The 24849-nt window shown below is 70.5% G+C and carries 26 protein-coding genes; 8 read left to right on the forward strand and 18 right to left on the reverse strand.

The features are described 5' to 3' along the window. Window positions 1-98 precede the first annotated feature (98 nt). From ACZ6TV_RS49310 to ACZ6TV_RS49325, 4 genes are read right to left on the reverse strand one after another with little or no spacing between them, the layout of a single operon-like run. Window positions 99-443 carry a cytidine deaminase gene (locus ACZ6TV_RS49310; RefSeq protein WP_465307578.1) on the reverse strand — a complete coding sequence of 115 codons (345 nt, stop codon included), beginning with the start codon at window positions 441-443 and terminating at the stop codon, window positions 99-101. Next, window positions 436-1767: a hemolysin family protein gene (locus ACZ6TV_RS49315; RefSeq protein WP_465307677.1), complete on the reverse strand. Its 1332-nt coding sequence runs from the start codon at window positions 1765-1767 to the stop codon at window positions 436-438. The genes ACZ6TV_RS49310 and ACZ6TV_RS49315 overlap by 8 nt, the downstream gene beginning before the upstream one ends. After that, complete coding sequence (gene ybeY, locus ACZ6TV_RS49320; protein ID WP_354782017.1) at window positions 1755-2207, reverse strand: rRNA maturation RNase YbeY; 453 nt, start codon at window positions 2205-2207, stop codon at window positions 1755-1757. The genes ACZ6TV_RS49315 and ybeY overlap by 13 nt, the downstream gene beginning before the upstream one ends. Window positions 2208-2231: 24 nt before the next feature. Beyond that, the gene (locus ACZ6TV_RS49325) at window positions 2232-3296 is read right to left on the reverse strand and encodes a PhoH family protein (protein WP_465307581.1); all 1065 of its coding nucleotides are present in this window, start codon (window positions 3294-3296) and stop codon (window positions 2232-2234) included. Between the two features lie 278 nt (window positions 3297-3574). Between ACZ6TV_RS49325 and ACZ6TV_RS49330 the strand changes: the two genes are divergently transcribed. Then, entirely contained in the window at window positions 3575-4345 is a 771-nt protein-coding gene (locus tag ACZ6TV_RS49330) for a VOC family protein (RefSeq protein ID WP_465307583.1), read from the forward strand. Window positions 4346-4351: 6 nt separating this feature from the next. On the opposite strand, the gene ACZ6TV_RS49335 is transcribed toward ACZ6TV_RS49330, so the two are convergent. Both ACZ6TV_RS49335 and ACZ6TV_RS49340 read right to left on the reverse strand, forming a co-directional pair. Beyond that, on the reverse strand, window positions 4352-5701 hold the full coding sequence (locus ACZ6TV_RS49335; RefSeq protein WP_465307585.1) for a serine hydrolase domain-containing protein: 1350 nt from the start codon (window positions 5699-5701) through the stop codon (window positions 4352-4354). Beyond that, window positions 5698-6057 (reverse strand): histidine triad nucleotide-binding protein, encoded by a 360-nt coding sequence (locus tag ACZ6TV_RS49340; RefSeq protein ID WP_465307587.1) that lies wholly within the window; start codon window positions 6055-6057, stop codon window positions 5698-5700. The genes ACZ6TV_RS49335 and ACZ6TV_RS49340 overlap by 4 nt, the downstream gene beginning before the upstream one ends. A gap of 25 nt (window positions 6058-6082) precedes the next feature. Here ACZ6TV_RS49340 and ACZ6TV_RS49345 point away from each other — a divergent pair, with 25 nt between their 5' ends. Continuing rightward, the gene (locus ACZ6TV_RS49345; protein WP_465307589.1) at window positions 6083-6820 is read left to right on the forward strand and encodes an SDR family NAD(P)-dependent oxidoreductase; all 738 of its coding nucleotides are present in this window, start codon (window positions 6083-6085) and stop codon (window positions 6818-6820) included. A 41-nt stretch (window positions 6821-6861) separates the two neighbouring features. Here the strand turns inward: ACZ6TV_RS49345 and ACZ6TV_RS49350 are convergent, their stop codons facing one another. The 3 genes from ACZ6TV_RS49350 to hrcA are packed head-to-tail and all read right to left on the reverse strand — an operon-like array spanning window position 6862 to window position 9796. Beyond that, window positions 6862-7557: a 16S rRNA (uracil(1498)-N(3))-methyltransferase gene (locus ACZ6TV_RS49350; protein WP_465307591.1), complete on the reverse strand. Its 696-nt coding sequence runs from the start codon at window positions 7555-7557 to the stop codon at window positions 6862-6864. Between the two features lie 58 nt (window positions 7558-7615). Then, window positions 7616-8740 (reverse strand): molecular chaperone DnaJ, encoded by a 1125-nt coding sequence (gene dnaJ, locus ACZ6TV_RS49355; protein WP_465307593.1) that lies wholly within the window; start codon window positions 8738-8740, stop codon window positions 7616-7618. Window positions 8741-8773: 33 nt separating this feature from the next. Further along, window positions 8774-9796: a heat-inducible transcriptional repressor HrcA gene (hrcA, locus tag ACZ6TV_RS49360; RefSeq protein WP_465307595.1), complete on the reverse strand. Its 1023-nt coding sequence runs from the start codon at window positions 9794-9796 to the stop codon at window positions 8774-8776. Window positions 9797-9992: 196 nt separating this feature from the next. On the opposite strand from hrcA, the gene ACZ6TV_RS49365 reads away from it, so the two are divergent. After that, the gene (locus ACZ6TV_RS49365) at window positions 9993-10634 is read left to right on the forward strand and encodes a DUF4870 domain-containing protein (RefSeq protein ID WP_465307597.1); all 642 of its coding nucleotides are present in this window, start codon (window positions 9993-9995) and stop codon (window positions 10632-10634) included. Window positions 10635-10714: 80 nt separating this feature from the next. Here the strand turns inward: ACZ6TV_RS49365 and hemW are convergent, their stop codons facing one another. Beyond that, window positions 10715-11911 (reverse strand): radical SAM family heme chaperone HemW, encoded by a 1197-nt coding sequence (gene hemW / locus ACZ6TV_RS49370; RefSeq protein WP_465307599.1) that lies wholly within the window; start codon window positions 11909-11911, stop codon window positions 10715-10717. Between the two features lie 17 nt (window positions 11912-11928). Here hemW and ACZ6TV_RS49375 point away from each other — a divergent pair, with 17 nt between their 5' ends. From ACZ6TV_RS49375 to ACZ6TV_RS49385, 3 genes are all read left to right on the forward strand, one after another. Continuing rightward, a complete protein-coding gene (locus ACZ6TV_RS49375) occupies window positions 11929-12705 on the forward strand; it encodes an enoyl-CoA hydratase-related protein (RefSeq protein WP_465307601.1) in 777 nt (258 codons plus the stop codon). Between the two features lie 92 nt (window positions 12706-12797). Next, the gene (locus tag ACZ6TV_RS49380; RefSeq protein WP_465307603.1) at window positions 12798-13682 is read left to right on the forward strand and encodes a VldE C-terminal domain-containing protein; all 885 of its coding nucleotides are present in this window, start codon (window positions 12798-12800) and stop codon (window positions 13680-13682) included. 147 nt (window positions 13683-13829) lie between these two features. Beyond that, a complete protein-coding gene (locus ACZ6TV_RS49385; RefSeq protein ID WP_465307605.1) occupies window positions 13830-14750 on the forward strand; it encodes a phytanoyl-CoA dioxygenase family protein in 921 nt (306 codons plus the stop codon). A gap of 121 nt (window positions 14751-14871) precedes the next feature. Here ACZ6TV_RS49385 and ACZ6TV_RS49390 read toward each other — a convergent pair whose 3' ends face one another. From ACZ6TV_RS49390 to ACZ6TV_RS49425, 8 genes are all read right to left on the reverse strand, one after another. Further along, window positions 14872-15153, reverse strand: a complete 282-nt coding sequence (locus tag ACZ6TV_RS49390; RefSeq protein WP_465307607.1) for a GlsB/YeaQ/YmgE family stress response membrane protein — start codon at window positions 15151-15153, stop codon at window positions 14872-14874. Window positions 15154-15221: 68 nt separating this feature from the next. Further along, a complete protein-coding gene (locus tag ACZ6TV_RS49395) occupies window positions 15222-15719 on the reverse strand; it encodes an NUDIX domain-containing protein (protein WP_465307609.1) in 498 nt (165 codons plus the stop codon). Then, window positions 15716-17593: a translation elongation factor 4 gene (gene lepA, locus ACZ6TV_RS49400; protein WP_465307611.1), complete on the reverse strand. Its 1878-nt coding sequence runs from the start codon at window positions 17591-17593 to the stop codon at window positions 15716-15718. Before lepA ends, ACZ6TV_RS49395 begins: the two co-directional genes overlap by 4 nt. 131 nt (window positions 17594-17724) lie before the next feature. Beyond that, complete coding sequence (locus ACZ6TV_RS49405; protein ID WP_363531386.1) at window positions 17725-18279, reverse strand: type III secretion system chaperone family protein; 555 nt, start codon at window positions 18277-18279, stop codon at window positions 17725-17727. A 171-nt stretch (window positions 18280-18450) separates the two neighbouring features. Further along, window positions 18451-19083, reverse strand: a complete 633-nt coding sequence (locus ACZ6TV_RS49410) for a DUF8185 domain-containing protein (RefSeq protein WP_465307613.1) — start codon at window positions 19081-19083, stop codon at window positions 18451-18453. Next, the gene (locus ACZ6TV_RS49415; RefSeq protein WP_465307615.1) at window positions 19071-19472 is read right to left on the reverse strand and encodes an acyl-CoA thioesterase; all 402 of its coding nucleotides are present in this window, start codon (window positions 19470-19472) and stop codon (window positions 19071-19073) included. The genes ACZ6TV_RS49410 and ACZ6TV_RS49415 overlap by 13 nt, the downstream gene beginning before the upstream one ends. 1 nt (window position 19473) lies before the next feature. Continuing rightward, a complete protein-coding gene (ettA, locus tag ACZ6TV_RS49420; RefSeq protein WP_465307617.1) occupies window positions 19474-21153 on the reverse strand; it encodes an energy-dependent translational throttle protein EttA in 1680 nt (559 codons plus the stop codon). An 81-nt stretch (window positions 21154-21234) separates the two neighbouring features. Beyond that, window positions 21235-21825: a hypothetical protein gene (locus tag ACZ6TV_RS49425; RefSeq protein ID WP_465307619.1), complete on the reverse strand. Its 591-nt coding sequence runs from the start codon at window positions 21823-21825 to the stop codon at window positions 21235-21237. Between the two features lie 110 nt (window positions 21826-21935). Between ACZ6TV_RS49425 and ACZ6TV_RS49430 the strand changes: the two genes are divergently transcribed. Beyond that, window positions 21936-23336 (forward strand): alpha,alpha-trehalose-phosphate synthase (UDP-forming), encoded by a 1401-nt coding sequence (locus ACZ6TV_RS49430; protein WP_465307621.1) that lies wholly within the window; start codon window positions 21936-21938, stop codon window positions 23334-23336. 93 nt (window positions 23337-23429) lie between these two features. Further along, the coding region (gene otsB / locus ACZ6TV_RS49435) for a trehalose-phosphatase (protein ID WP_465307623.1) at window positions 23430-24849 on the forward strand (1420 nt) is incomplete at its 3' end.

Consider the following 24849-nt stretch of genomic DNA (forward strand, 5'->3'; position numbering starts at 1 on the left):
CGGAAGAGATTTGGTCGTCAGGGCGACAACAAGTCTTCCGGATCATGGGGCGCAGCCCCGCGCCGGGTCGTGGGTGGGCTGGTCGAGGGGTGGAGTGGTCAGTCGGTGACGGTGGCGAAGACGGTGGCGTCCGGGGCGGCCAGGTGGATCGGGGCGGTCGGGGAGACGTCGCGGACCGCGGCGTGGCCCAGCGTGTCCAGGGACGACGCCTCCGTCACGACCGCGGCGGCCTCGATCTTGCCGGCGCCGGACGCGACCGCCGACGCGACCGCGAGCTGCAGCGCGGTGAGCGACAGGGACGGCAGGGCGACGGACGCGGCGTTGTAGGTGCGGCCGTCGCCGTCGCGGACCGCGGCGCCCTCCACGGCGCCGGTGCGGGCGCGGGCCGCGCGGGCCAGGGTGACCAGCTTGGTGTCCTCCGCGGACAGGTCGGACTCAGGCATCGGCGTGCTGCCTTTCGCTGTCGTGGCTGGCGTCGTCCTCGTCCTCGGGGTCGGCCCGGCGGACGAGGAGGGTGTCGATGCGGTTGCGGCGGCCGGTGGTGCCCTCGGCGATGAGGACCAGGCCGGCGACGACGGCGGTCGCGCCGGGGATCGGCACGCGGCCGAGGGCCTGGGCGAGGAGGCCGGCGACGGTCTCGACCTCGTCGGCGGGCAGTTCGACGTCGAACAGTTCGCCGAGGTCCTCGACGGGCAGGCGGCTGGTCACGCGGTACGCGCCGTCGGGGAGCTCCTCGATCGGGGGGCGTTCGGCGACGTCGTACTCGTCGGTGATCTCGCCGACGATCTCCTCGAGGATGTCCTCGATGGTGACGAGGCCGGCGGTGCCGCCGTATTCGTCGATGATGACGGCCATGTGGGTGCGGGCGGCCTGCATCTCGCGGAGGAGGTCGTCGACGGGTTTGGACTCGGGGACGAAGGTGGCGTCGCGCATGATCTGGGCGACGGGGATGTCGCCCGCGGTGGCGTCGCCGCCGGAGGTCCGGCGGACGAGGTCCTTGAGGTAGGCGATGCCCAGGACGTCGTCGACGTTCTCGCCGACGACGGGGATGCGGGAGAACCCGCTGCGCATGGCGAGCATGAGGGCCTGCCGGACGGTCTTGTGCGTCTCGATCCAGACCATCTCGGTGCGCGGGACCATGACCTCGCGGGCGATCGTCGTGCCGAGGGCGAACACGGAGTGGATCATGTCGCGTTCGCCGTGCTCGACGACGCCGCGTTGCTCGGCGAGGTCGACGAGCTCGCGGAGCTCGATGGTGGTGGCGAAGGGGCCTTCGCGGTAGCCCTTGCCGGGTGTGACCGCGTTGCCGATGAGGATCAGCAGGCGGGCCAGGGGGCCCAGCGCCGTGCCGAGCCAGCGGACGGGCGGCGCGGCGATCCGGGCCACGGCATAGGCGTGCTGCCGGCCGATGGTGCGCGGGCCGACACCGACGACGACGAAGCTCACCACCGTCATCGAGCCGGCCGTGATGAGCGCGGCCAGCCAGTCGCGGTCCCCGCCGACCGCCGCGGCGGTGACGAGGGCGACGAGCGTGGTGGCGGTGAGCTCGCACAGCAGCCGCAGCAGCAGGAGCAGGTTGATGTAGCGGGCCGGGTCGGCGGCGATGACCTGCAGGGCGTTGGCGCCGGGCTTGCCCTCGCGGGCCAGCTCGTGGGCGCGGGCCGGCGACACCACGTTGAGCGCGGCGTCGGACATCGCGAACAACCCTGCCACCACGACCAGCCCGGCGGCCGTCGTCAGCAAGGTCACGTCACTCACTTGCGCCAGCTCTCCAGAAGCCGTGCCTGCAGGCCGAACATCTCGGCCTCCTCCTCGGGCTCGGCGTGGTCGTAGCCCAGCAGGTGCAGGATGCCGTGGACGGTGAGCAGTGCCAGCTCGTCGATCGTGGCGTGCCCGGCGGTCGCGGCCTGTTTCGCCGCCACCTCCGGGCACAGCACGATGTCGCCGAGCAGCGCGGGCTCGCCGCCGCCCTCACCGGGGCCGTGGTCGACGCTGCCCTCGTCCATCGGGAAGGCGAGCACGTCGGTCGGGCCGTCGCCGTCCATCCAGCGGTGGTTGAGCTCCGTCATGTACTCGACGTCGACGGCGAGGATCGACAGCTCGGCGAGCGGGTTGACCCCCATCTCGTCGAGGGCGTGCCGGGCCACCGCCAGAATGGTGTCGGAGTTGACGTCGACGCCGGACTCGTTGGCGATCTCGATGGACAACAACTGCTCCTGATTGAAGGGGGCTTACCTGCGTCGGCCTCGGTCCGGCACAGCACGCACCGGTGGCTTCTGCGCCACCTGTGCCTCCTGCGCTTCGTCCCACTTGGCGTAGGCGTCGACGATCTCACTGACCAGCCGGTGGCGCACGACATCCGCGCTGCCGAGCTGGGCGAAGTGCACGTCCTCGACGTCACCGAGGATCTCACGGACCACCCTGAGGCCGCTGCGGGTGCCCCCGGGGAGGTCGATCTGCGTCACGTCGCCGGTGACCACGATCCGCGAGCCGAAGCCGAGCCGGGTCAGGAACATCTTCATCTGCTCGGGCGTGGTGTTCTGGGCCTCGTCGAGAATGATGAAGGCGTCGTTGAGGGTCCGGCCGCGCATGTACGCCAATGGGGCGACCTCGATCGTCCCGGCGGCCATGAGCTTGGGGATGGACTCGGGGTCGAGCATGTCGTGCAGCGCGTCATACAGCGGGCGCAGGTAGGGGTCGATCTTGTCGTAGAGCGTGCCGGGCAGGAAGCCCAGCCGCTCGCCGGCCTCGACCGCGGGGCGGGTCAGGATGATCCGGTTGACCTGCTTGGCCTGCAACGCCTGGACGGCCTTCGCCATGGCGAGGTAGGTCTTGCCGGTGCCGGCCGGGCCGATGCCGAACACGATCGTGTGCTGGTCGATCGAGTCGACATACCGCTTCTGGCCGAGGGTCTTGGGCCGGATGGTGCGGCCGCGGCGGGAGAGGATGTTGAGGGTCAGCACGTCGGCGGGGCGCTCGGTGGTGTTCTGCTGGAGCATGCCGACGGTCCGCCGGACATTGTCCGGGGTGAGGGTCTCGCCCTTGCGGACCAGCTCGATGAGCTCGCCGAAGATGCGCTCCGCGAGCGCGTTGTCCGCGGCGGTGCCGGTGATGGTGATCTCGTTGCCCCGCACGTGCACGTCGCTGTTGACGGCCCGCTCGACGAGCTTGAGGATCTCGTCTCCCGCGCCGAGCAGCCTGACCATCGTGTGCGGGTCGGGAACCGTGATCTTGCTGATGGCCCGCACGGGCGGCTCCGACGACACTGCCGGTGCGGGGGTCGGGGTCTCGGTCATACGTCGGCCGCGTAGGGCCTCAAGCACCTGCTTCCGGGCTCGCTCCTGCTGGCTTCATGTCTGGGCTCGTCGCTGTGCTCGTCCCAGGCTCTTCATGGTATCGGCTGACCGGCGCTCAGGCCGTTCCCATTTCTTGCCGATGCCCGGTTCATGCCATATGCAAGGTATATCCGAATGAGTGTCGCCCGATCATGTCAATCGTGCCCGAAAGTCCGGACACGCCCGCTCCCACGGTGGTACTGAGGCAGGTGACGACATCGACAGGGAGGCCGGCACGCATGGTCGAGCGCAGCGGATACGTCGACGGGGAGCCCTGCTGGGCGGACCTGGTGGCCCCCGACCTCGCCGCCGCCCAGCGGTTCTACTCGACGCTGTTCGGCTGGACGTTCCTGGACACCGGCGCCGACTTCGGGCACTACGTCATGTGTCTCAAGGACGGCAAGGTCGTGGCCGGGATGAGCCCGCCGATGCCGGGAGCGGAGCAGACACCCGCCGCCTGGAGCCTGTACCTCATGTCGCACGACCTGGAGGACACCGCCCGGCGGGTCGACACGGGCGGTGGCAAGGTCATCGTCGCGCCGATGGACATCCCGAACAACGGGCGGATGCTCTTCGCCCTCGACCCGTCCGGTGCCGCGTTCGGCGCGTGGGAGCCCGGCCAGCACACCGGCTCGCAGCTGTTCGACGAGGACGGCGCGCTGTGCTGGGCGGAGGTCAACACCCGCGAGCCCGCCGCCGTCGACGTCTTCTACCAGGGGCTGTTCGGCTACCGGCAGACCCGGGTCGAGGCCGAGGAGCAGTTCGACTACACGGCGTGGAGCCTCGGCAACGCCGACCCGGTCGCGGGCCGGCTCACGATGACCGAGGCGTGGGAGGGCATCCCGCCGCACTGGATGGTGTACTTCGCCGCCGCCGACACCGACCGTGCCGCCGACCGGGTCCGGGCGGCGGGCGGCCAGGTGCAGCACGGCCCGTTCGACTCCCCGCACGGCCGCATCGCGGTCGTCGTGGACCCGAACGGGGCCGTGTTCACGGTCATCGGCCGCTGAGCCGCCTCAGAACCGGTACCGGTCGAACGTCTCCTGCCCGCGCGTGAAGCGGTACGTCGCCCAGTGCAGCCGCTCGACGGTGCCGTCCTCGGCGCGGGTCAGCCGCAGCAGCTCGCCCGTCTCCCGGCCGGACACGGTCCGGAACACGTCTGGCTGGCCGTCCACCGGCGCGAACACCGCCGGCGGCCGGTTGCCCGGCTGGTCCACGGCCCGTGCCTGCAGCCCGCCGGCGTGCCAGCTGAAGACGTACTCGAAGCCCTCGCCCCACCAGCGGCCGAGCACCGAGCGGTACCGCTGCGGCGGGGGCGGCGCCGGCACCCACGGCGCGATGTCGGCGGGGTCGCTCTCCACCGCCGCGGCGAGCAGCTGGTGCGCGAGGTCGATGACCTCACCGGCGGTGCCGGACGAGCCGAGGGCCGCCGCGCCGAACGCCCCGGGCGTGCCGGCGCCGCCGACCCGGCCGTAGGCACCGGCGAGGAAGCCCGGCATCGCCCCGTCGTGCCCGACGTGCACGATCCGCTCCGGGCCGGGCTGCGGCTGCAGGATCAGCCCGAGGCCCAGCCCGCGCGCCCACAGGACGTCGTCGGTGACGGCCCGCGGCGCCCGCATCTCCTCGACCGTCTCCGCGGCGAGGACCGCGCCGGCGGCGTCGACCGCGCGCGGGTCGGCCAGGAACGCCGCCCATTTCGCCAGGTCCGCGGCGGTGCTCCAGAGCTGCGCCGACGGGCCGACCGCGCCGAAGTCGTCGGGCGGCTCGGGGTGCGCGTAGTCGGACCAGGCGTCGACCTGGTAGCCGACGACCGGGCGGGCCGGCGTGACGGCGGTGTCGTCCAGCCCGAGCGGGTCGAGGATCCGGTCCCGCAGCACCTCCTCCCAGGTGCCGCCGCGCAGCCGCCCGACGAGGTGCCCGAGCAGCGAGATCGCCAGGTTGGAGTAGTGGAAGCGCCGGCCGGCGGGCAGCACCCGCTCGGCCCGGTCCAGCTGGTCGAGCAGCGTGTCGACGTCCGGTGCCTGCATGGTGTCCCAGACGTCGCCGTACGGCTCCCGCTGCAGCCCCGACAGGTGCGACAGCATCCGGCCGACGGTCAGGTCGCCGTGCGCCTTCACCGGCAGGTGCCGCGAGACCGGGTCGTCGAGGTCGAGCAGGCCCTCGTCGCGGCACTGCATGACCAGCACCGCGGTGAACGTCTTGGTCACCGAGCCGATCCGCAGCTGGCTGTGCGCGTCGACGTCGGTGCCGGCGGTGAACGTCCACAGCGGCCGGTCCGCGCGGTGGATCGCCACGCTCAGCGCCGGGACGCGCGCGTCGGCCTGGACCTGCCGGACGAGCCGCTCGTACCGTTCGTGCGCCGTCACGCGGCCAGCATCCGGCCGAGCGGCTTGCCGCCGACGACGTGCCCGTGCACGTGGAAGACCTCCTGGCCGCCGAACCGGCCGGTGTTGAAGATGACCCGGTAGCCGTCCCCGGCCAGGCCCTCCTGCCCGGCGACCGCGGCGCAGGCGGCGAGGACCCGCCCGGCGAGCCCCGGGTCGGCGGCGGTGAGCGCGGCGACGTCGGCGTGGTGCGCCCTCGGGATCACCAGCACGTGCGTGGGCGCCTTCGGGTCGATGTCGCGGAACGCCAGGGTGTCGTCGGTCTCGTGGACCACGGTCGCCGGGATCTCGCCCGCGACGATGCGGCAGAACAGGCAGTCATCAGTCACAGCTCGCATCGTAGGCGGCTTGTAGGGTGCTGCCATGACTGGACGCAAGGTCTTGGTGACAGGAGCATCCCGCGGCATCGGCGCGGCGGTCGCGCACGCGTTCGCCGCGGCGGGCGACGCGGTGGCGGTGCACCACCGCGACTCCGCGGACCTCGCCGCGAAGGTCCTCGCCGCGCTGCCGGGCGACGGGCACGCGATCGTCTCCGGCGACCTCACCGACCCCGGCGCGGTCCAGGCGTTCGTCGACGGCGCCGCGAGCGCCCTCGGCGGCCTCGACGTGGTGGTCAACAACGCGGCGGTCGCGCATCCGCACCCGATCCTCACCGCCGACTACGCGGCCTGGCAGGCCGCCTGGCAGCGGACCCTGTCTGCCAACCTCACCGGCCCGGCCAACGTCTGCTGGTGCGCGGCCCGCCACCTCGGCGACGGCGGTCGCATCGTCAACGTGTCCTCCCGCGGGGCGTACCGCGGCGAGCCGCTCTACCCGGCGTACGGCGCGTCGAAGGCCGGCCTGAACTCCATGACCCAGTCCCTCGCCCTCGCCCTCGCGCCGCGCGGGATCACCGTCAACGCGGTCGCCCCGGGGTTCGTCGCCACCGACATGGGCAACGCCATCATGGACGCCGGCGACGGCGACGCGATCCGCGCGCAGAGCCCGTTCAACCGGGTCGCCACGCCCGAGGAGGTCGCGGAGGCCGTGCTGTTCCTCGCCGGCTCCCAGTGGTCCTCCGGCGCCGTCCTCGACCTCAACGGCGCCTCCTACTTCCGCTGACCGCCTTCCGCTGACCGGCCCTCCGGATCAGGGGGAAGGCGCTACCAGCGGCCGAGGCGGACCGACAGGGCGGCGAGGGCGGCGGCGCCCGCCGTCGACGTGCGCAGGATCTCGCGGCCCAGCCGCACCGCGACGGCGTCGGGGAACGCGGCCAGCTCCTCGGGCGCGATGCCGCCCTCGGGGCCGACGACGAGGGTGATGTCGCCGTCGAGGGGGGCGGCGGACAGCGGTACCGACGCCTCCTCGTGCAACAGCAGGACCGTGCCGGACAGGGCGAGCTGCTTCGTGGTGCGGGCGTCGGTGACCTCGGGCAGCCAGGCGCGGCGGGACTGCTTCACCGCCTCGCGGGCCGTGGCGCGCCACCGCTCGACCGGCTTGGCGTCCTTCCACCGGGCGATGCTGCGGGCCGCCTGCCACGGGACGATGCGGTCGACGCCGAGCTCCGTCATCAGCTGCACGGCCAGCTCGGCCCGCTCCCCCTTCGCGATCCCCTGCACGACCGTGATCAGCGGGTCGTGCGCCGGGACGTGCGAGCGGTCGAGCAGATCGAGCTCGAGGGCACCCTTGGCGGCGGCCGCCACGACGGCGCGGAGCAGGCCGCCGCGGCCGTCGGACAGCAGCAGCGACTCCCCCGCCGAGAGCCGCTGCACGTTGGCCGCGTGATGCCCTTCGGGGCCGTCCAGCCGCCACCGGTCCCCGGCCGGAAGATCGGGGACCAGGAACAGCGGCAGGCTCACGCCGTCACGCCAGAAGCCGCACCACACGCGCGAGCGGCCGGAACGAAGCGCAGGACGCTCACGCGTGCCCGTTGAAGGCGTCGCGCACGCGGGAGAAGAAGCCGCCCTGCTTGGACAGCTCGGCGACCTCCTCGCCGCGGGTGCGGGCGAAGTCGCGCAGCAGCTTCTCCTGCTCCGGCTCAAGGCGCGTCGGGGTGCGCACGTCGAGGTGGACGTGCAGGTCGCCGCGGCCGGCGCCGCGCAGGTGCGGGACGCCCTTGCCGCGGATGCGCAGGGTCTGGTTGGGCTGGGTGCCGGCCTTGACGTCGACCGTCTCCTCGCCGTCGAGGGTCTTGATCGTGAGCCGGGTGCCGAGCGCCGCCGCCGTCATCGGGACGGTGACCCGGCAGTGCAGGTCGTCGTCCTTGCGGGAGTAGACGTCGTGCGGACGCTCGTGGATCTCGACATACAGGTCGCCGGGCGGGCCGCCGCCGGGGCCGACCTCGCCCTGCTGGGCGAGGCGGATGCGCATGCCGTCCTCGACACCCGAGGGGATCTTGACGGTCAGGGTGCGGCGGGTGCGGACCCGGCCGTCGCCGCCGCAGGTCGCGCACGGGTGCGGGATGACGGTGCCGAAGCCCTGGCAGGCCGAGCACGGGCGGGCCGAGACGACCTGGCCGAGGAACGTGCGCTGCACCGACTGGACCTCGCCGCGGCCGCCGCAGATCTCGCAGGTGGTCGGGTGGGTGTTGGGCGCGGTGCCGGCGCCCGTGCAGGTGGTGCAGACGACCGCGGTGTCGACGGTGATCGGCGCCTCGACGCCGAACGCGGTCTCGTGCAGGTCGAGGTCCAGGCGCAGGATCGCGTCGGCGCCCGGCCGGATCCGCGGGCGCGGCCCGCGGCTCGCGGTCGTGCCGAAGAACGCGTCCATGATGTCCTGGAAGCCGACGAACGCGCCGCCCTGCGGGCCGCCACCGCCGCCGCCGGGCGCCAGGGGGTCGCCGCCGAGGTCGACCATCTCCCGCTTGCGCGGGTCGGACAGCACCTCGTAGGCCGCGTTGATCTCCTTGAACTTCTCCTGTGCCACAGGATCGGGATTGACGTCCGGATGGAACTCGCGCGCCAGCTTGCGATAGGCGCGCTTGATCTCGTCGGCCGTGGAGTCCCGCTTGACACCGAGAATCCCGTAGTAGTCCTTCGCCACTGAGTCCTATGCCCCTGACTCGTCCATGAGGTTCTAACCTTGTCCCAGCAGATCGCCGACGTAGCGTGCCACGGCGCGCACCGTGGCGATGTTGCCGGGGTAGTCCATCCGGGTGGGCCCCAGCACGCCCATGCCGCCCACGACGATGGAGCCCGGCCCATAGCCGGTCGCCACGATCGAGGCGCTGCGCAGGTCTTCGATCTCGTTCTCGTCGCCGATGCGGACCCGGGTCATGCTCGGCTCGACCTCGCCGAACAGCTTGAGGAGGATGACCTCCTCCTCGAGCGCCTCGAGGATCGGGCGCAGCGAGCCCTGGAAGTCCAGCAGGCCGCCGCGGGCGAGGTTGGCGGTGCCGGCGAGGGCGATCCGCTCCTCGGTGCGCTCCACCAGGGTCTCCAGCAGCACGGTCGACAGCGCGGTCATCGGCGGGCGCAGGCCCGGCCCGGCCTCCTCGACGAGCGCCTCGACCAGGGGCGGGGTGTCGACGAGGCGTTTGCCGACGAGCTTCTCGTTGATCCTGCGGCGCAGCTCGGTGACGTCGTCGGCGAGGATCGGGCCGGGCAGGTCGATGAGCCGCTGCTCGACCCGGCCGGTCTCGGCGATCATGACCACCATCAAGCGGGTGGTGGAGATCGGCACCAGCTCGAAGTGCCGCACGCTGGCGCGCGACAGGCTCGGATACTGCACGACGGCGACCTGCCGGGTCAGCTGCGCGAGCAGCCGCACGGTGCGGTGCACGACGTCGTCGAGGTCGACGGCGCCGATCAGGAACCGCTCGATGGCCCGGCGCTCGGCGGGGCTCAGCGGCTTGACGCGGGACAACTTGTCGACGAAGAGCCGGTAGCCGGCGTCGGTGGGCACCCGGCCGGCACTGGTGTGCGGCTGCCGGATGTAGCCCTCCTCCTCGAGGACGGCCATGTCGTTGCGGACCGTCGCCGGGGACACCCGCAGGTTGTGCCGCTCCACGAGGGCCTTGCTGCCGACCGGCTCCTGCGTCGCGACATAGTCCTCGACGATGGCGCGGAGCACCTCGAGCTTGCGCTCGTCAAGGGCCATGTGCACCTCCCCGGGAACTCACTGACGGACTGGCACTCCCACTTCGCGAGTGCCAGTCTACGTCGCGGCAGCCGCCCACGGAATGATCGTCGTGTGTACGAACCGTCGCTATTGCGCTGGTCTGCGTGAAGTTTGTCCAAAAGAAGTCATGCCGCGTCGCTGGCCATACTTGATCGGTGCACCTACCGTGGCCCCCATGAGTGAACCACCTCGCCCCGGGGAATACGGCGTGCCGCAGGACCCCAACAATCCTTACTCCATGCCGGGCGGGGCACAGTATCCGCCGCCGGGCCCCGACTACGGCCAGCAGCCGCCGGTGTCCGGGGGAGGCTACCCGCCGCCCACCAGCGGCGCGGGCTACCAGGACCCGAACGCCTACCAGCAGCCGGGTTACCAGCAGCCGGGCGGTTACCAGCAGCCCGGTGGATACCAGCAGCCCGGCGGTTACCAGCAGCCCGGCCAGTACGGCGGCGGCTACCAGCAGCCCGGCGGCTACCCCGGTGCCGCGCCGGTCGGCTACGCCAACAGCGACGAGAAGACCTGGGCCCTGATCGCCCACTTCGGTGGCATCTTCATCGGCTTCATCGCGCCCCTCATCGCGCTGCTGGCCAAGGGTAACGAGTCGCCGACGGTGAAGGCGCACGCCAACGAGGCGCTCAACTTCCACATCACGTGGGGCATCATCCTGTTCGTGGGTGCCCTGCTGTCGGTGTGCACGTTCGGTCTCACGCTCATCGTGCCGTGGATCGTCATCATCGTCTTCGCGATCATCGCGGGCATGAAGGCCAGCAACGGCGAGCTGTACCGCTACCCGATGACCTTCCGCTTCATCAAGTAAGTCACCACGACGTTGAGGGGCGGCCGGCGCGGCCGCCCCTTTCCCATGCCAGGGCCTATGTCAGGGCCTATGTCAGGGGTTCACGTCAGGTCACGGGCGACGGCGTCGGCGAGCAGCCGCCCGCGCAGCGTGAGCACGGCCACGCCCGCGTCGAAGGCGCCGGCCTCCAGCAGCCCGTCGGACACGCAGCGCCGGGCCGCGTCCACGGCCGCGGCGTCCAGGACGTCGAGCGGCAGCCCCTCGGCGAGCCTGATCCGCAGCAGGACGTCCTCGAACCGCCGCTCCTCGGCGGTGAGCACCTCCCGCGCCTGCCCCGGCGACGCGCCGGCCGCCAGCCGCGCGGCGTAGGTGTGCGGATGCTTCACGTTCCACCACCGCACGCCCCGCACGTGGCTGTGCGCGCCGGGACCGAGCCCCCACCAGTCGCCGCCGCGCCAGTACAGCTCGTTGTGCCGGCAGGGCGAGTCACGGGACCAGTTCGACACCTCGTACCACGTCATGCCGGCCTCGGTGAGGGCCTGCTCGGCGGCGAGATACCGGTCGGCGGCCACGTCGTCGTCGGGGAACGGCAGCTCACCGCGGCGCATCCGGGCCGCCAGGCGGGTGCCGTCCTCGACGATCAGCGCGTAGGCGCTGACGTGGTCCACCCCGGAGTCGATCACCGTGCGCAGCGAGTCGGCGAAGTCGGCGGCCCGCTCCCCCGGCGTGCCGTAGATCAGGTCCAGGTTGACCCGCTCGAATCCGGCGGCGCGCGCCTCGGCGACCGCGGCGGCGGGCCGGCCCGGCGTGTGCCGGCGGTCCAGCACCGCGAGGACACCCGGCGCGACGGACTGCATGCCGAGGGAGATCCGGTTGAACCCGGCCGTCCGCAGCCGCCGCAGCCCGGCCGCGTCGACCGACTCCGGGTTGGCCTCCGTGGTGACCTCGGCGTCGCCGGCCAGCCCCCACGTGCGGTCGATGCCGTCCAGGATGCGGGCCAGCTCCGCCGGCGGCAGCAGCGTCGGCGTGCCCCCGCCGAAGAAGACCGTGTCCACCCGCGGCGGCGCGACCACCTTGGCGGCCAGGGCCAGCTCGTCGAGGACCTGCTCGGCGTAGCCGGCGCTGAGCACGCCTTCGTCGGCGGTGTAGGTGTTGAAGTCGCAGTATCCGCAGCGGGTCGCGCAGAACGGGACGTGGACGTAGACCCCGAACCCGGCCTCCCCCGCCCTGTCGGCGACCCCGTCGGGCAACGCGCCGTCGGTCGGGATCGGCTCGCCTTCTGGCAGTGTTCCGGGCATTTCACTAGTGTGCCCGCATGCCACTCGTACGGTCACAGACGGCGCACGGCGTGGCGACGGTCACGCTCGACAGCCCGGCGAACCGCAACGCGCTGTCGACGGGCCTGATCGAGGAGCTCCTCGCGGCGCTCGCGGCCGCCGCCGGGGACGACACCGTGCGGGTCGTCGTGCTCACCCACACCGGCCCCGTGTTCTGCTCCGGGGCCGACCTCAAGGAGACCGCGGCCGCGTTCGGGTCGGGCCGGCCGCCGATCAACCGGCTCGGCGAGGTGCTGACCGCGATCTGGGAGTGCCCGAAGCCGGTCGTCGCGCGGCTGACCGGGCCGGCGCGGGCGGGCGGGCTCGGGCTCATCGCCGCCGCGGACATCGCGGTCTGCACGCTCGACGCGACGTTCGCGTTCTCCGAGGTGCGCATCGGCGTCATCCCGGCAGTGATCTCCGCCACGGTCCTGCCGCGGCTGTCGCCGCGCGCGGCGGCCGAGCTGTTCCTGACGGGGGCGACGTTCGACGGCGCCCGGGCGCGCGAGATCGGACTGGTCACGGCCGCCGTGCCCGCCGACGGGGTCGACGAGGCCGTCGCGTCGTTCGTCGCGGCCCTGGTACGAGGCGCGCCCGGCGCCCTGCGCGGGACGAAGGAGCTCCTCCGGCGACGGAAAGCCGACACGTTCAGTGACGAGGTCGCGGCGATGACCGAGCTGTCGGTGCGGTATTTCGGTTCCGAAGAGGGAATCGAGGGAATCACGGCATTTCGGGACAAAAGAGACGCAAACTGGATCCCTGACGGCGTCAGCTGAATGGACCGACTCACCTCGCCCCCGCGTGCAACGCGGGGATGCTGTGGCATACGGGACGTACGCTGGTCGAGTTCTCAGGTCAGGGGGTGACGATGCGTACACGACACGTGCTGGTGGCTCTGATGGTGCTCGGCATCGTCGGCTCCGTCGGCGTCTACGTGCTGGTCCAGCGGCTCGGTGATCACCTGCCGCAGCTGCTGCCGCCCGGCCGCGCCTGCGTCATCACCGGCGGCAGCACGGCGAGCGCCCCGTCGTCGGGCACCGGCGACGACGTCCCGCTCGACGCGGAGCAGGTCGCCAACGCCGCGACCATCACCGCCGTCGGCCTGCGCCGCGGCGTGCCGCAGCGGGGCCTGGTCGTGGCGCTCGCCACCGCCTGGCAGGAGTCGAAGCTGGAGAACCTCGCCGGCGGCGACCGGGACTCGATCGGCCTGTTCCAGCAGCGGCCCAGCCAGGGCTGGGGCAAGCCCGAGCAGATCGCCGACCCGCGCTACGCGGCGAACGCCTTCTACACCGCCCTGCTGAAGGTCAAGGGCTGGGAGAAGATGCGCGTCACCGACGCCGCGCAGGAGGTCCAGCGCAGCGCCCACCCCGAGGCCTACGAGAAGTGGGTCGACGAGTCGGAGATCATGGTCCGCGCCCTGAGCGGCGAGGCCACCGGCGCGGTCTCCTGCACCGTCACCGAGGCGTCCAGCCACGGCGTGGAGGCCGCGAAGACCCTCGGCGCCAGCGTCAGGCTCGACTGGGGCGACGTGCGCACCGCCGACGTCACCGACCTCGTCGGGGTGGCGCTGAAGGTCCGTGAGCAGAAGACCGGCTGGCAGTACGCGCACTGGATGGTCGCCCACGCCCAGGACCACGGCGTCAAGCGCGTCGTCTTCAACGACATGGAGTGGACCGCGAAGAGCGGCGGGTGGACCCGGGTCACGCAGCGTGGCGGCGCCGACGGCGGACAGGTCGTCGCCGAGGTCTACTGACCGTCCCTGACGTCGCGGACGACCCGCAGGTTGTCGGCCGTTCGGACGGGTTTTCCGCACTGTCCGGCAGCCAACTCCCGAGTCGGGCCCGCGTGCACCTCGCGTTACCATCGGTCGTTCCCTGGTTGACGAAAGTAAGGGGAGGACATGACGTCCGCTGCACCCGACTACGGTGACCTGACCGGCTACGAGCCGATCAGCGAGACCGACCGCAAGGAATTCCTGGACAACGGCTTCCTGCTGGTCCGCAACGTCCTGAAGGAAGACCACCGAGCGCAGCTCGAAGCGGCCATGGACCGGGTCTACGCCGAGGAGCAGGCCGCCGGCTCCAGCAGCATGAAGAAGGACGGCACGCTGCACCTGCTGGGCTTCCTGAACCGCGACGAGCTCTTCGGGCACCTGCTGACCCAGCCGACCCTGTTCCCGTACATGTGGGGCCTCGCCGGCTGGAACATCTACACGCACCACAACCACCTCGACATCACCCCTCCCGCGGCGATGACGGAGGCCCCCTCGTGGGGCTGGCACCAGGACGGGTACCGGCAGAACTCCGACCCGGAGACGATGGACCCCAACCTGCCGCGGCCGATGTTCTCGCTGAAGATCGGCTACGTCATCTCCGACCTGTCGGAGACCGGCCGGGGCGCCACGAAGGTCATCCCGGGCAGCCACCTGTGGAACTCGCTGCCCCGCCCCGCGGACACCACGGTCGAGAACCCCGACCCCGAGGGCACCGTGGAGATCACGGCCAACCCCGGTGACTGCTTCATCTTCGACCGGCGCCTCTGGCACTCGCGGTCGCCGAACTACTCCGACGTCACCCGCAAGATGCTCTTCGTCGGGTACACGTACCGGTGGATCCGCAACCTCGACGACATGCCGATCGACCACGACGGCGAGTGGTGGGCCAACCGGACCCCCGTCCAGCGCCAGCTGCTGGGCGAGGCCACGCACACGGCCAACTACTGGGGCATCAACTGGAACGGGTACATCGACGAGGAGATCCCGCTGCGCAAGGAGCTCAAGACGCGCGGCCTGCTCGACCGCTCCATCCCCTGGCTCCGCTGACCCCGCCGCGGTGACCTTGGAAGATCCGGCTGGTCACCAGCGGTCGGATCTTCCAAGGGGTCGACATGCCGAAGGCCCCCAGTCCGGGGAGGCTGGGGGCCTTGAAGCGTGAATGCGGGGGTTACAGGGAGCTGCGACGCCCGCGACCGGACACACCGACCACCAGGGCCACGCCGACGGCGGCGACCAGGACCTGGATCAGCAGCTCGCCCCAGTCGACACCGGGGGTGTCGGTGGAGACGCCGATGGCGTTGGCGATGACGGTGCCGAGCAGAGCGGCGATCACGCCGATCACCATGGTCAGCCAGATCGGGATGTTCTGACGGCCGGGAACGACCAGCCGTCCGAGCGCACCGACGATCAGGCCGACGATCAGTGCCGTGATGATTCCGGTGACAGTCACGGGTCCTCCTTCAGAGCCTCAACCAGGGGGTTCTTGCAGTTGCGGTTGCGCTCTTATTGCCCGTGACGTCAGGGGACCAAACGCCCCGGCGATCGACGAACTTCGCGTATCGCCGATTCCATGGTGGGGAACGCGAGTGGCGGCGGATCGGACAAAGGGACCCAGGCGAGCTCGCTGCCCTCGGCCGGGTCGAGGGTGATGGCGGCGCCCGGAGGCACCCGGGTGGCCCAGAAACAGTCCAGGACCGGCACCGTCTCGTCCTGGAACTCGTAGGCCCCGATCCACATGCCGAGGAACGCGCCGAAGTCGAGGTCGACGCCGAGCTCCTCGCGGGCCTCCCGGGCGGCGGCGTCGCGGGGGTGCTCCCAGCCGTCGCAGAAACCGCCGGGCAGCTCCCACAGGCCCTGCTGGGGCGGGCGGGCCCGGCGGATCACGAGGAACCGGTCGCCGTCCAGGACGACGACCGTGCCGGTCGGGCGGGGATTGACGAACGTCTCGAAGCCGCAGGCGGGGCACGCCGCCGGCGGGGCGTCCGAGGACGCCCCGCAGCGCGGGCAGTGGCTCACTTCTTCGGCTTGTCCGCCGCCGGGGCGTCCGAGGTGGACAGTGCGGCGATGAACGCCTCCTGCGGCACCTCGACGCGGCCGACCATCTTCATCCGCTTCTTGCCTTCCTTCTGCTTCTCCAGCAGCTTGCGCTTGCGGCTGATGTCACCGCCGTAGCACTTGGCGAGCACATCCTTGCGGATGGCGCGGATCGTCTCGCGGGCGATGATCCGGCTGCCGATGGCGGCCTGGATCGGCACCTCGAACTGCTGGCGCGGGATGAGCTTCTGCAGCTTCGACGCGATCGTGACGCCGTAGTTGTACGCCTTGTCCTTGTGCACGATGGAGCTGAACGCGTCCACGGGCTCGCCGTGCAGCAGGATGTCGACCTTGACCAGATCCGCCTGCTGCTCGCCGTTGGGCTCGTAGTCGAGGCTGGCGTAGCCCTTGGTGCGGCTCTTCAGCTGGTCGAAGAAGTCGTAGATGATCTCACCGAGGGGCAGCACGTAGCGCAGCTCGACGCGGTCGGCGGACAGGTAGTCCATGCCCTGCAGGGAGCCGCGGCGGCCCTGGCAGAGCTCCATGACGGCACCGACGAAGTCGTTGGGGGTCAGCACCGTGGCCCGCACCGTCGGCTCGAAGATGTTGCTGCTCTTGCCGTCGGGGAACTCGCTCGGGTTGGTGACCGCGTGCTCCTTGCCGTCGTCCATGATCACCCGGTAGACCACGTTGGGCGCGGTGGAGATCAGGTCGAGGTTGAACTCGCGCTCGAGGCGCTCCTGGATGATCTCCAGGTGCAGCAGGCCGAGGAAGCCGCAGCGGAAGCCGAAGCCGAGCGCGGCGGAGGTCTCCGGCTCGTAGACCAGGGCGGCGTCGTTGAGCTTGAGCTTGTCCAGCGCGTCGCGCAGCAGCGGGTAGTCCGAGCCGTCGATCGGGTAGAGCCCCGAATAGACCATCGGCTTCGGGTCCTTGTAGCCGCCGAGCGGCTCGGTGGCCGGCTTGGCGTTGATGGTGACCGTGTCACCGACCCTGGACTGGCGCACGTCCTTCACGCCGGTGATGAGGTAGCCCACCTCGCCGGCGCCGAGGCCGTCGCTCTTGATCGGCTCGGGTGAGATGACGCCGATCTCCAGCAGCTCGTGCACGGCGCCGGTCGACATCATCTTGATCCGGTCGCGGGCGCCGAGCCGGCCGTCGACGACACGGACGTAGGTGACGACGCCGCGATACACGTCATAGACCGAGTCGAAGATCATCGCCCGGGTGCCCTCGCCGTTGCCGGGCTTGGGCGCCGGCAGCTGGCGCACGATCTCGTCGAGCAGGTGCGGCACCCCGATGCCGGTCTTGCCCGAGACGCGCAGGCAGTCGTCGGGGTCGCAGCCGATGAGGTGGGCGAGCTCCTCGGCGTACTTCTCGGGCTGCGCGGCCGGCAGGTCGATCTTGTTGAGCACCGGGATGATCGTCATGTCGTTCTCGAGCGCGAGATACAGGTTGGCGAGGGTCTGCGCCTCGATGCCCTGCGCCGCGTCGACCAGCAGCACGGCACCCTCGCAGGCGGCCAGGCTGCGGGACACCTCATAGGTGAAGTCCACGTGGCCCGGGGTGTCGATCATGTTGAGCACGAACTGCTCGTCGGCCAGGCCGCCCTCGCGGACCCGCCACGGCATGCGCACGGCCTGGCTCTTGATCGTGATGCCGCGCTCGCGCTCGATGTCCATGCGGTCGAGATACTGCGCCCGCATCTGCCGAGCGTCGACCACCTCGGTGAGCTGCAGCATCCTGTCGGCCAGCGTCGACTTGCCGTGGTCGATGTGCGCGATGATGCAGAAGTTGCGGATCCTGTCCGGCACGGTGGCACCGGGACGGTTCACGCCGGGGTCGTTCGTCGGTGGCACGGGCGTCCGTTCTCCAGTATGGCGGGGATCAGACCCCTATCGTCCCATGCCCGGAGATCCGCCCGAAGCGCCGCCGGTACGAGGCCCCGCCGTTACCCGATATATCCGGATAGGGCGGGGCATCCGCGGCGTCAGAGCAGGGCACCCTCGTCGTGCAGCCAGTCCACGAAGCCCATGGCCACGACGGCCGCGCAGTCGACGAGCTCGGCGATGAGCTCGGGGTGGGCGCCGGACAGCAGGGGCACCTGCATCTCGGCGTAGATCGGCAGCTGGCCGCGGTCGGTGGGGTCACCGACATAGGCCTTGTAGAAGCGGCGTGTGTGGTTCCACTCGTTGACCACCCGGTAGGACCGGTCGGCCCAGTCCGGTGGCACGGTGGCGTGCGGCCTGGCGCGGACGACCAGGATCTCGTCCGACGGTCCCTCGAGGGCGAACAGCACAGCGTGGCGCTCCCACAGCGCGAGAAGGCTGCCATCCCCATCAGTTAGGTATCGAATCTCAAGCTGCTCGAGGGCCTCCGCGACCCGCAGCAACGTCACCGGTGCGATCACGCCCGCACCCACGTCCGGGGTCCCGTCGCACACCGCGTCGGTCACCGGAGTCGGCTCCTCCCGTGCCAGCTGCGCGACGGTCGTGTCGGTCTGCGACCCGTCCGTCTGCTCGGCACGCCATGGCCACTTTGGCATCGTCCCGCGCTCCCTAGCTCCCCCGTGCGCCTCCACCCGCAATTGCGGTCCGTCGCCGAGTGATTTCGCTCGGCGGTGGACCCGAAAGAGGACGGTACCCGTTCGGACGAGTTTCAGCAGCCCCCAATTTCACCCCCGCCCCACCCGTTCGGGTGAGGGTCTTACCACCGTCTATCCGATGAGAAGAGTCTTGGCAGCACGATGCCAGGCAGAGCCATATGCGCAGGCCAGAGCCGTCCATGGACCCAATTTCCGGACATCGACAAAGTCTCGTGCAGGTGCACGGTCGCTCATCATGAACCCCATTCGCACGACCGCCTGCACGAGCCGTTGCGATATCTCGACGCGCTCCCCGGCGTCGGTCGTCACGACGATCGGCACGTGATCCAGAAGCGCTTCGCGCAGGACCCTGGAACCGACCGCGCGGCCCGCCACACCCTCCGCCGCGGCGGTCCGCAACGTGTCCGCGGCGGCCACGCCGACCCGCCTGATGTCGGCGCCCGGGATCCGCTCCACGACGGTGCCGGGGCCGCCCGGGATGGACCACCGCCATTCGCTGTCCCGGAATGCGGGAAGACCCTCATCGAGGGTCGTCAGGAGCTCGCGGGCCAGGACGGTGTGATCGCCGTCGACGTGTCCCGGGACGCCGCGGCTCACCAGGACCCCCCACGGCAGGCGTGACCAGAGGGTGACCTGGTCGTCACCGGCGGGCCGCAGCCGGACCACGGCGCCGGCGTCGAGACGGACCGCCCGGGCCAGGAACGCCCGGGCGTCCGTGACCCCCGAGCCGTTCAGCCAAGCCACGGGGAAAGGAACTCGCGCTCGACGTCCTTGACCCGGCGGGGGCGGCCGGCGGCCAGGTCGAAGGGCACGCAGACGGTCCGCGCGCGGGACGCGACCGCGTCGCCGTCGAAGAGCTCGTAGGCGACCGTCAATCGACTCGCCTTGATCTCCTCCAGCCACAGCTCGATGCGCACGGGATCGCCGTAGTCGATGGGTCGCAGATAGTCGATCTCATGACGTGAGATGACGATCCCGTCCTCGAACGTCTCCAGCCCGGCCGCCTTCGCCGCGGTGAACATCAATGCCACGCGCGCTTCCTCGTACAGGGTGAGGAAGCGCGCGTTGTTGACATGCCCATACGCGTCCAGGTCGGACCAGCGCAGGGCGCAGTGATAGATGAAGCGGGCCACCTCAGTCGCGGGTGAGCTTGCGGTAGGTGACGCTGTGCGGGCGCGCCGCCTCCTGGCCCAGGCGGTCGACCTTGTTCTTCTCGTAGGACTCGAAGTTGCCCTCGAACCAGAACCACTTGGCCGGGTCCTTCTCGTCGCCCTCCCAGGCGAGGATGTGGGTCGCGACCCGGTCGAGGAACATGCGGTCGTGGGAGATGACCACGGCGCAGCCGGGGAACTCCAGCAGCGCGTTCTCCAGCGAGGAGAGCGTCTCGACGTCGAGGTCGTTGGTCGGCTCGTCGAGCAGCAGCACGTTGCCGCCGATCTTCAGCGTCAGCGCCAGGTTGAGCCGGTTGCGCTCGCCGCCGGACAGGACCTTGGTCGGCTTCTGCTGGTCGGGGCCCTTGAAGCCGAACGCCGCGACATACGCCCGGGACGGCATCTCGACCTTGCCGACCATCAGGTGGTCCAGGCCGTCGGAGACGACCTCCCACACCGTCTTGTCACCGTCGAGGCCGGAGCGGCTCTGGTCGACATAGGACAGCTTGACCGTCTCACCGACGCGGACCTGGCCGGCGTCGGGGTCCTCCAGGCCCACGATGGTCTTGAAGAGCGTGGTCTTGCCGACGCCGTTGGGGCCGATGATGCCGACGATGCCGTTGCGCGGCAGCGAGAAGGACAGCCCGTCGATCAGCACGCCGCGCTCGTCGAAGCCCTTGACCAGCTCCTTGGCCTCGATGACCATGTTGCCCAGGCGCGGGCCCGGCGGGATCTGGATCTCCTCGAAGTCGAGCTTGCGGGTCTTCTCGGCCTCGTTGGCCATCTCCTCATAGCGCTCGAGGCGGGCCTTCGACTTGGTCTGGCGGGCCTTGGCGTTGGACCGGACCCACTCCAGCTCCTCGGTGAGGCGCTTCTGCAGCTTCTGGTCCTTGCGGCCGGCGACGGCGAGACGCTGCGCCTTCTTCTCCAGGTAGGTGGAGTAGTTGCCCTGGTAGCCGTGGACCTGGCCGCGGTCGACCTCGGCGATCCACTCGGCGACGTGGTCCAGGAAGTAGCGGTCGTGGGTGACGGCGAGCACGGCGCCCGCGTATTTCTGCAGGTGCTGCTCCAGCCAGTTGACACTCTCGGCGTCGAGGTGGTTGGTGGGCTCGTCGAGCAGCAGCAGGTCGGGCGCCTCGAGCAGCAGCTTGCACAGCGCGACGCGGCGGCGCTCACCACCGGAGAGGGTGGTGACGTCGGCGTCCGGCGGCGGGCAGCGCAGCGCGTCCATGGCCAGGGCGAGCGCGGAGTCGATGTCCCACGCGTCGGCGTGGTCGAGCTCCTCCTGGAGCTTGCCCATCTCCTCCATCAGCGCGTCGGAGTAGTCGGTCGCCATGAGCTCGGCGATCTCGTTGAACCGGGCGAGCTTCGCCTTGGTCTCCGCGACCGCCTCCTCGATGTTGCCGAGGACGGTCTTGCTCTCGTTCAGCGGCGGCTCCTGCAGGAGCATGCCGACCGTGTAGCCGGGCATGAGCCGGGCCTCGCCGTTGCTCGGCTTGTCGAGCCCGGCCATGATCTTGAGCAGGCTCGACTTGCCGGCGCCGTTGGGGCCGACCACGCCGATCTTCGCGCCGGGCAGGAACGACAGCGTGACGTTGTCGAGCACGACCTTGTCGCCGTGCGCCTTGCGCGCCTTCTCGAGCACGTAGATGTACTGAGCCACGGTGCGCCCCTACCTCCGGTAAGTCTGTGTTCGCGTCGGGTCAATCTTTCCAGGCCCCGGGCCCCGCCCCCAAATCGGGCGTCACTTCTGCGGCAGGGACTCCTGGACCGTCTCTGTGAAGTTCTGGTTACCGGAGACCACGAGCTTGTCCCGGGACACGGTGTAGCTGGTGCCGCCGTTGGTCGCCGTGTACTTGTCGTTGCCCACGCTGCCGGAGAACGTGACGCTGCTGAGCAGCAGCCCGTTGTCGCCCTCGACGGGCGTCTCGCCGGAGCCGTCGACGCCGGAGAAGCTCCTGCGCCTGTCGTGCCCCTGGTACCACAGCCCCGAGCTGTCGGCCTCCCGGCAGATCCACACCTCGCGCTTGTCGGTGCGGATGTACAGCTGCAGCGCCAGGGGGGTGGCCGCCTTGCTGTCGCGCTGCTTGATCGCGGTCTCCATGAACGCGGGACAGGGCGTGGCCTTCGGCGTGACGGGACCCTGAGTGTTGACGGATGTCGATGGTCGTGAAGACTGTCCGCTACCGGGACCCGACGCAGCGTCGCCCTTGGCCCGGTTACCGAGCACGAAGCCGAACAGCGCACCGATGACGGTCAGGATCAGCAATGCGAGCAGGACGACGGTGAGCGTCCGGCCCCGCTCGGGCTCGGGGTAGGCATCGTGCGAGGACATGCCCAGCAGGATCGCACCTGTGAGCCAGCCCGCTGCATGCTGCCGGGCACCTACGGGGATCAGTAGGCTGAAAGTACGAGGGTGGATCACCCAGGGGGAGGACACGACACGTGGCTGGAAACAGTGCATTCGTGGTGGTCGCCAATCGGCTGCCGGTCGACAAGGTGGTCGGGCCGGACGGTGAGATCAGCTTCCGGAGAAGCCCGGGAGGCCTGGTCACGGCGCTGGAGCCGGTGCTCCAGCAGCGCAACGGCACATGGGTGGGCTGGTCGGGCGGCGTCGGGGACTCACAGCTGCCGGACGGGACGTTCGAGGCCGGCGGGGTGAAGCTGCACGCGGTGGCGCTGAGCGCGGGTGAGGTGGAGCGGTATTACGAAGGCTTCTCCAACTCCAGCCTGTGGCCGCTCTACCACGACGCCGTGGAGACGCCGATCTTCAAACGACGATGGTGGGAGGCATACCGGCTGGTCAACGAGCGCTTCACGAAGGCCGTCGCCGACGACGCGGCACCGGGTGCCACCGTATGGATCCAGGACTACCAGTTGCAACTCGTGCCGGCCCTGTTGCGCGAGACCCGACCCGATCTCAAGATCGGGTTTTTTCTGCACATCCCATTTCCCCCGGTCGAACTGTTCATGCAACTACCGCGCCGGGCCGAAGTTCTCAAGGGTCTGCTCGGTGCCGATCTGGTTGGTTTCCAACGGCCACTCGGCGCACAGAACTTCGTCCAACTGTCCCGACATCTGCTGGGCACCCGCGTGCGGCGCGGCGTCGTCGAGTACGAGGGCCGCACGGTGCGGGCCGAAGCCTTCCCGATCTCGATCGACGTCGAGGAGATGGAGCGGCTCGCCACCTCACCCGAGGTGCAGGCCAGGGCGAAGGCGATCAGGACGGAACTGGGTGAACCGAAGACCATCATCCTCGGGGTGGACCGGCTGGACTACACCAAAGGCATCGAGAGAAGACTCAAAGCCTTCCGCGAACTGTTGTCGGATGGACGACTCACAGCGCCGGATACGGTGATGGTACAAGTGGCTACGCCGAGTCGGGAGCGGGTGGAGCACTACCAGACGCTGCGGGTGAACGTTGAACGTGAGGTCGGACGGATCAATGGGGAGTACGGACGAGTTGGCCAACCGGCCGTGCACTACCTCCATCAGTCGTACAGTCGGGCTGAGCTGGCCGCGTTGTACGTCGCGGCCGACGTCATGATGGTGACTCCGCTGAGGGACGGCATGAATCTCGTGGCCAAGGAGTACGTCGGCGCCCGCGCCGACGGTGGCGGCGCCCTCGTGCTGTCGGAGTTCGCCGGTGCGGCCGCCGAGCTGCGTCAGGCGTTCCTGTGCAATCCGCACGATCTCGACGGGGTGAAAGACGCACTCATGCGTGCGATCCACGTCGACCCGGTCGAAGGGCGCAAACGAATGCATGCTATGCATTCCCACTTGCGCTCACACGACGTCCGCGCATGGGCGGACGCGTTTCTCGACGCGCTCGGCGCAGCATCATGACCAGCATCCCGATCAGCACACGCCCGCCCTTGCACCGCCGTGTGCACGTCAAACGCTCAAACGACCTTCATCGCTCCCACGAACAGGCCGGACATGAACCAACACTCGGCGACAGGCACCGTCCTCTCGCTCGACCCGGACCTCCGCGCGGCGGTGCTGCGCGTCGCCCGCGTGCCGAACCTCCTGGTGGCATGTGACTACGACGGCACTCTCGCGCCGATCGTCGCCGACCCTACGAAGGCGACGCCCAGCCCAGAATCCGTAGCGGCCGTCCGCGCGTTGTCCTCGTTGCCGCAGACAACCGTCGGCGTGATCTCGGGTCGCGCGCTGCGCGACCTGGCCGCGCTGTCGCGCCTCCCCGCCGAGGTGCGACTGGTCGGCAGCCACGGCTCCGAGTTCGACGTCGGTTACGTCGACGAACTGCCACCCGAGCGCCAGCAGCGCCGCGCGGAACTGCACGCGGCGCTCACCGCGATCTGCCGCGACCAGCCAGGCGTGCGCCTGGAGGCCAAGCCGGCCAGCGTCGCGGTGCACACCCGTGCGGCGCCGCGGGACGTCGCCGGGCGGGTCTTCGACGCCGTCCGCAGCGGCGCCGCCCTGTGGCCCGACATCGAGGTGACCACCGGCAAGGAGGTCATCGAGCTGTCGGTCGTGCCGACCGACAAGGGCCTCGCCGTCGACGCGCTGCGGATGCAGGTGTCGGCGAGCGCCATCGTCTACCTCGGCGACGACGCGACCGACGAGAAGGCCTTCGCCCACCTGCACGGCCCCGACCTCGGCATCAAGGTCGGCGGCGGCGAGGGCGGCACCGACACGCTCGCCCGCTTCAGCATCACCGACGCCGAGGCCGCCGTGGGCGTGCTGGAGCTGCTGCTGCACACCCGGCGGCGGTGGCTCTTCGGCGAGCAGGCGGTGCCGATCGAGCGGCACTCGATGCTGTCCAACACGCACACCGTCGCGCTGCTGACGCCCGCCGCCCGGGTCACCTGGCTGTGCCACCCGAAGCCGGACTCCGGGGCGGTCTTCGCCGACCTGCTCGGCGACACCGCCGCGGGGCACTTCACGGTCCAGCCGGAGAAGGGCGGCATCCCGCTCGGCCAGCGCTACCGGCCGGGCACGATGACGGTGGAGACCCGCTGGTCGGGCCTCACCGTCACCGACTGGCTCGACCACCACCGCACCGGCAACTCGCTCATCCGCGTGCTGTCGGGCAGCTCCCGGGCCCGGATCGACTTCGTGCCGCGGCCCGACTTCGGCCAGGTGCACATCCGCCTGCAGCCGATCGGCGACGACGGCCTGCTGGTGCTCGGCTCCAACGAGCCGATGGTGCTCTACTCCCCCGGCATCACCTGGGAGATCAGCTCCGACGGGCACAGCGACCTCGCCCGGGCCACGGTCGACCTCGGTGCCGCCGGCGGCACCCCCACTCCGGAGGTGCGGGTCGGCACCGACCCCACCGAGCTACCCAGGGTGCAGCTCGGCAAGAGGCAGGTTGCCGCGGAGGACGCGTGGG

The organism is Dactylosporangium sp. NPDC051087, assembly GCF_055586325.1.

Excerpts from the sequence above, each read along its gene's own strand:
- ACZ6TV_RS49340 (WP_465307587.1), bottom strand. The coding sequence starts at position 6,057 with ATGCGAGCTGTGACTGATGACTGCCTGTTCTGCCGCATCGTCGCGGGC.
- hrcA (WP_465307595.1), bottom strand. The coding sequence starts at position 9,796 with ATGGCCCTTGACGAGCGCAAGCTCGAGGTGCTCCGCGCCATCGTCGAG.
- ACZ6TV_RS49330 (WP_465307583.1), top strand. The coding sequence starts at position 3,575 with ATGGTCGAGCGCAGCGGATACGTCGACGGGGAGCCCTGCTGGGCGGAC.
- ACZ6TV_RS49425 (WP_465307619.1), bottom strand. The coding sequence starts at position 21,825 with ATGTCCTCGCACGATGCCTACCCCGAGCCCGAGCGGGGCCGGACGCTC.
- ACZ6TV_RS49345 (WP_465307589.1), top strand. The coding sequence starts at position 6,083 with ATGACTGGACGCAAGGTCTTGGTGACAGGAGCATCCCGCGGCATCGGC.
- ACZ6TV_RS49380 (WP_465307603.1), top strand. The coding sequence starts at position 12,798 with ATGCGTACACGACACGTGCTGGTGGCTCTGATGGTGCTCGGCATCGTC.
- ACZ6TV_RS49375 (WP_465307601.1), top strand. The coding sequence starts at position 11,929 with ATGCCACTCGTACGGTCACAGACGGCGCACGGCGTGGCGACGGTCACG.
- ACZ6TV_RS49310 (WP_465307578.1), bottom strand. The coding sequence starts at position 443 with ATGCCTGAGTCCGACCTGTCCGCGGAGGACACCAAGCTGGTCACCCTG.
- ACZ6TV_RS49325 (WP_465307581.1), bottom strand. The coding sequence starts at position 3,296 with ATGACCGAGACCCCGACCCCCGCACCGGCAGTGTCGTCGGAGCCGCCC.
- hemW (WP_465307599.1), bottom strand. The coding sequence starts at position 11,911 with ATGCCCGGAACACTGCCAGAAGGCGAGCCGATCCCGACCGACGGCGCG.
- ACZ6TV_RS49365 (WP_465307597.1), top strand. The coding sequence starts at position 9,993 with ATGAGTGAACCACCTCGCCCCGGGGAATACGGCGTGCCGCAGGACCCC.
- ACZ6TV_RS49405 (WP_363531386.1), bottom strand. The coding sequence starts at position 18,279 with ATGCCAAAGTGGCCATGGCGTGCCGAGCAGACGGACGGGTCGCAGACC.
- ACZ6TV_RS49385 (WP_465307605.1), top strand. The coding sequence starts at position 13,830 with ATGACGTCCGCTGCACCCGACTACGGTGACCTGACCGGCTACGAGCCG.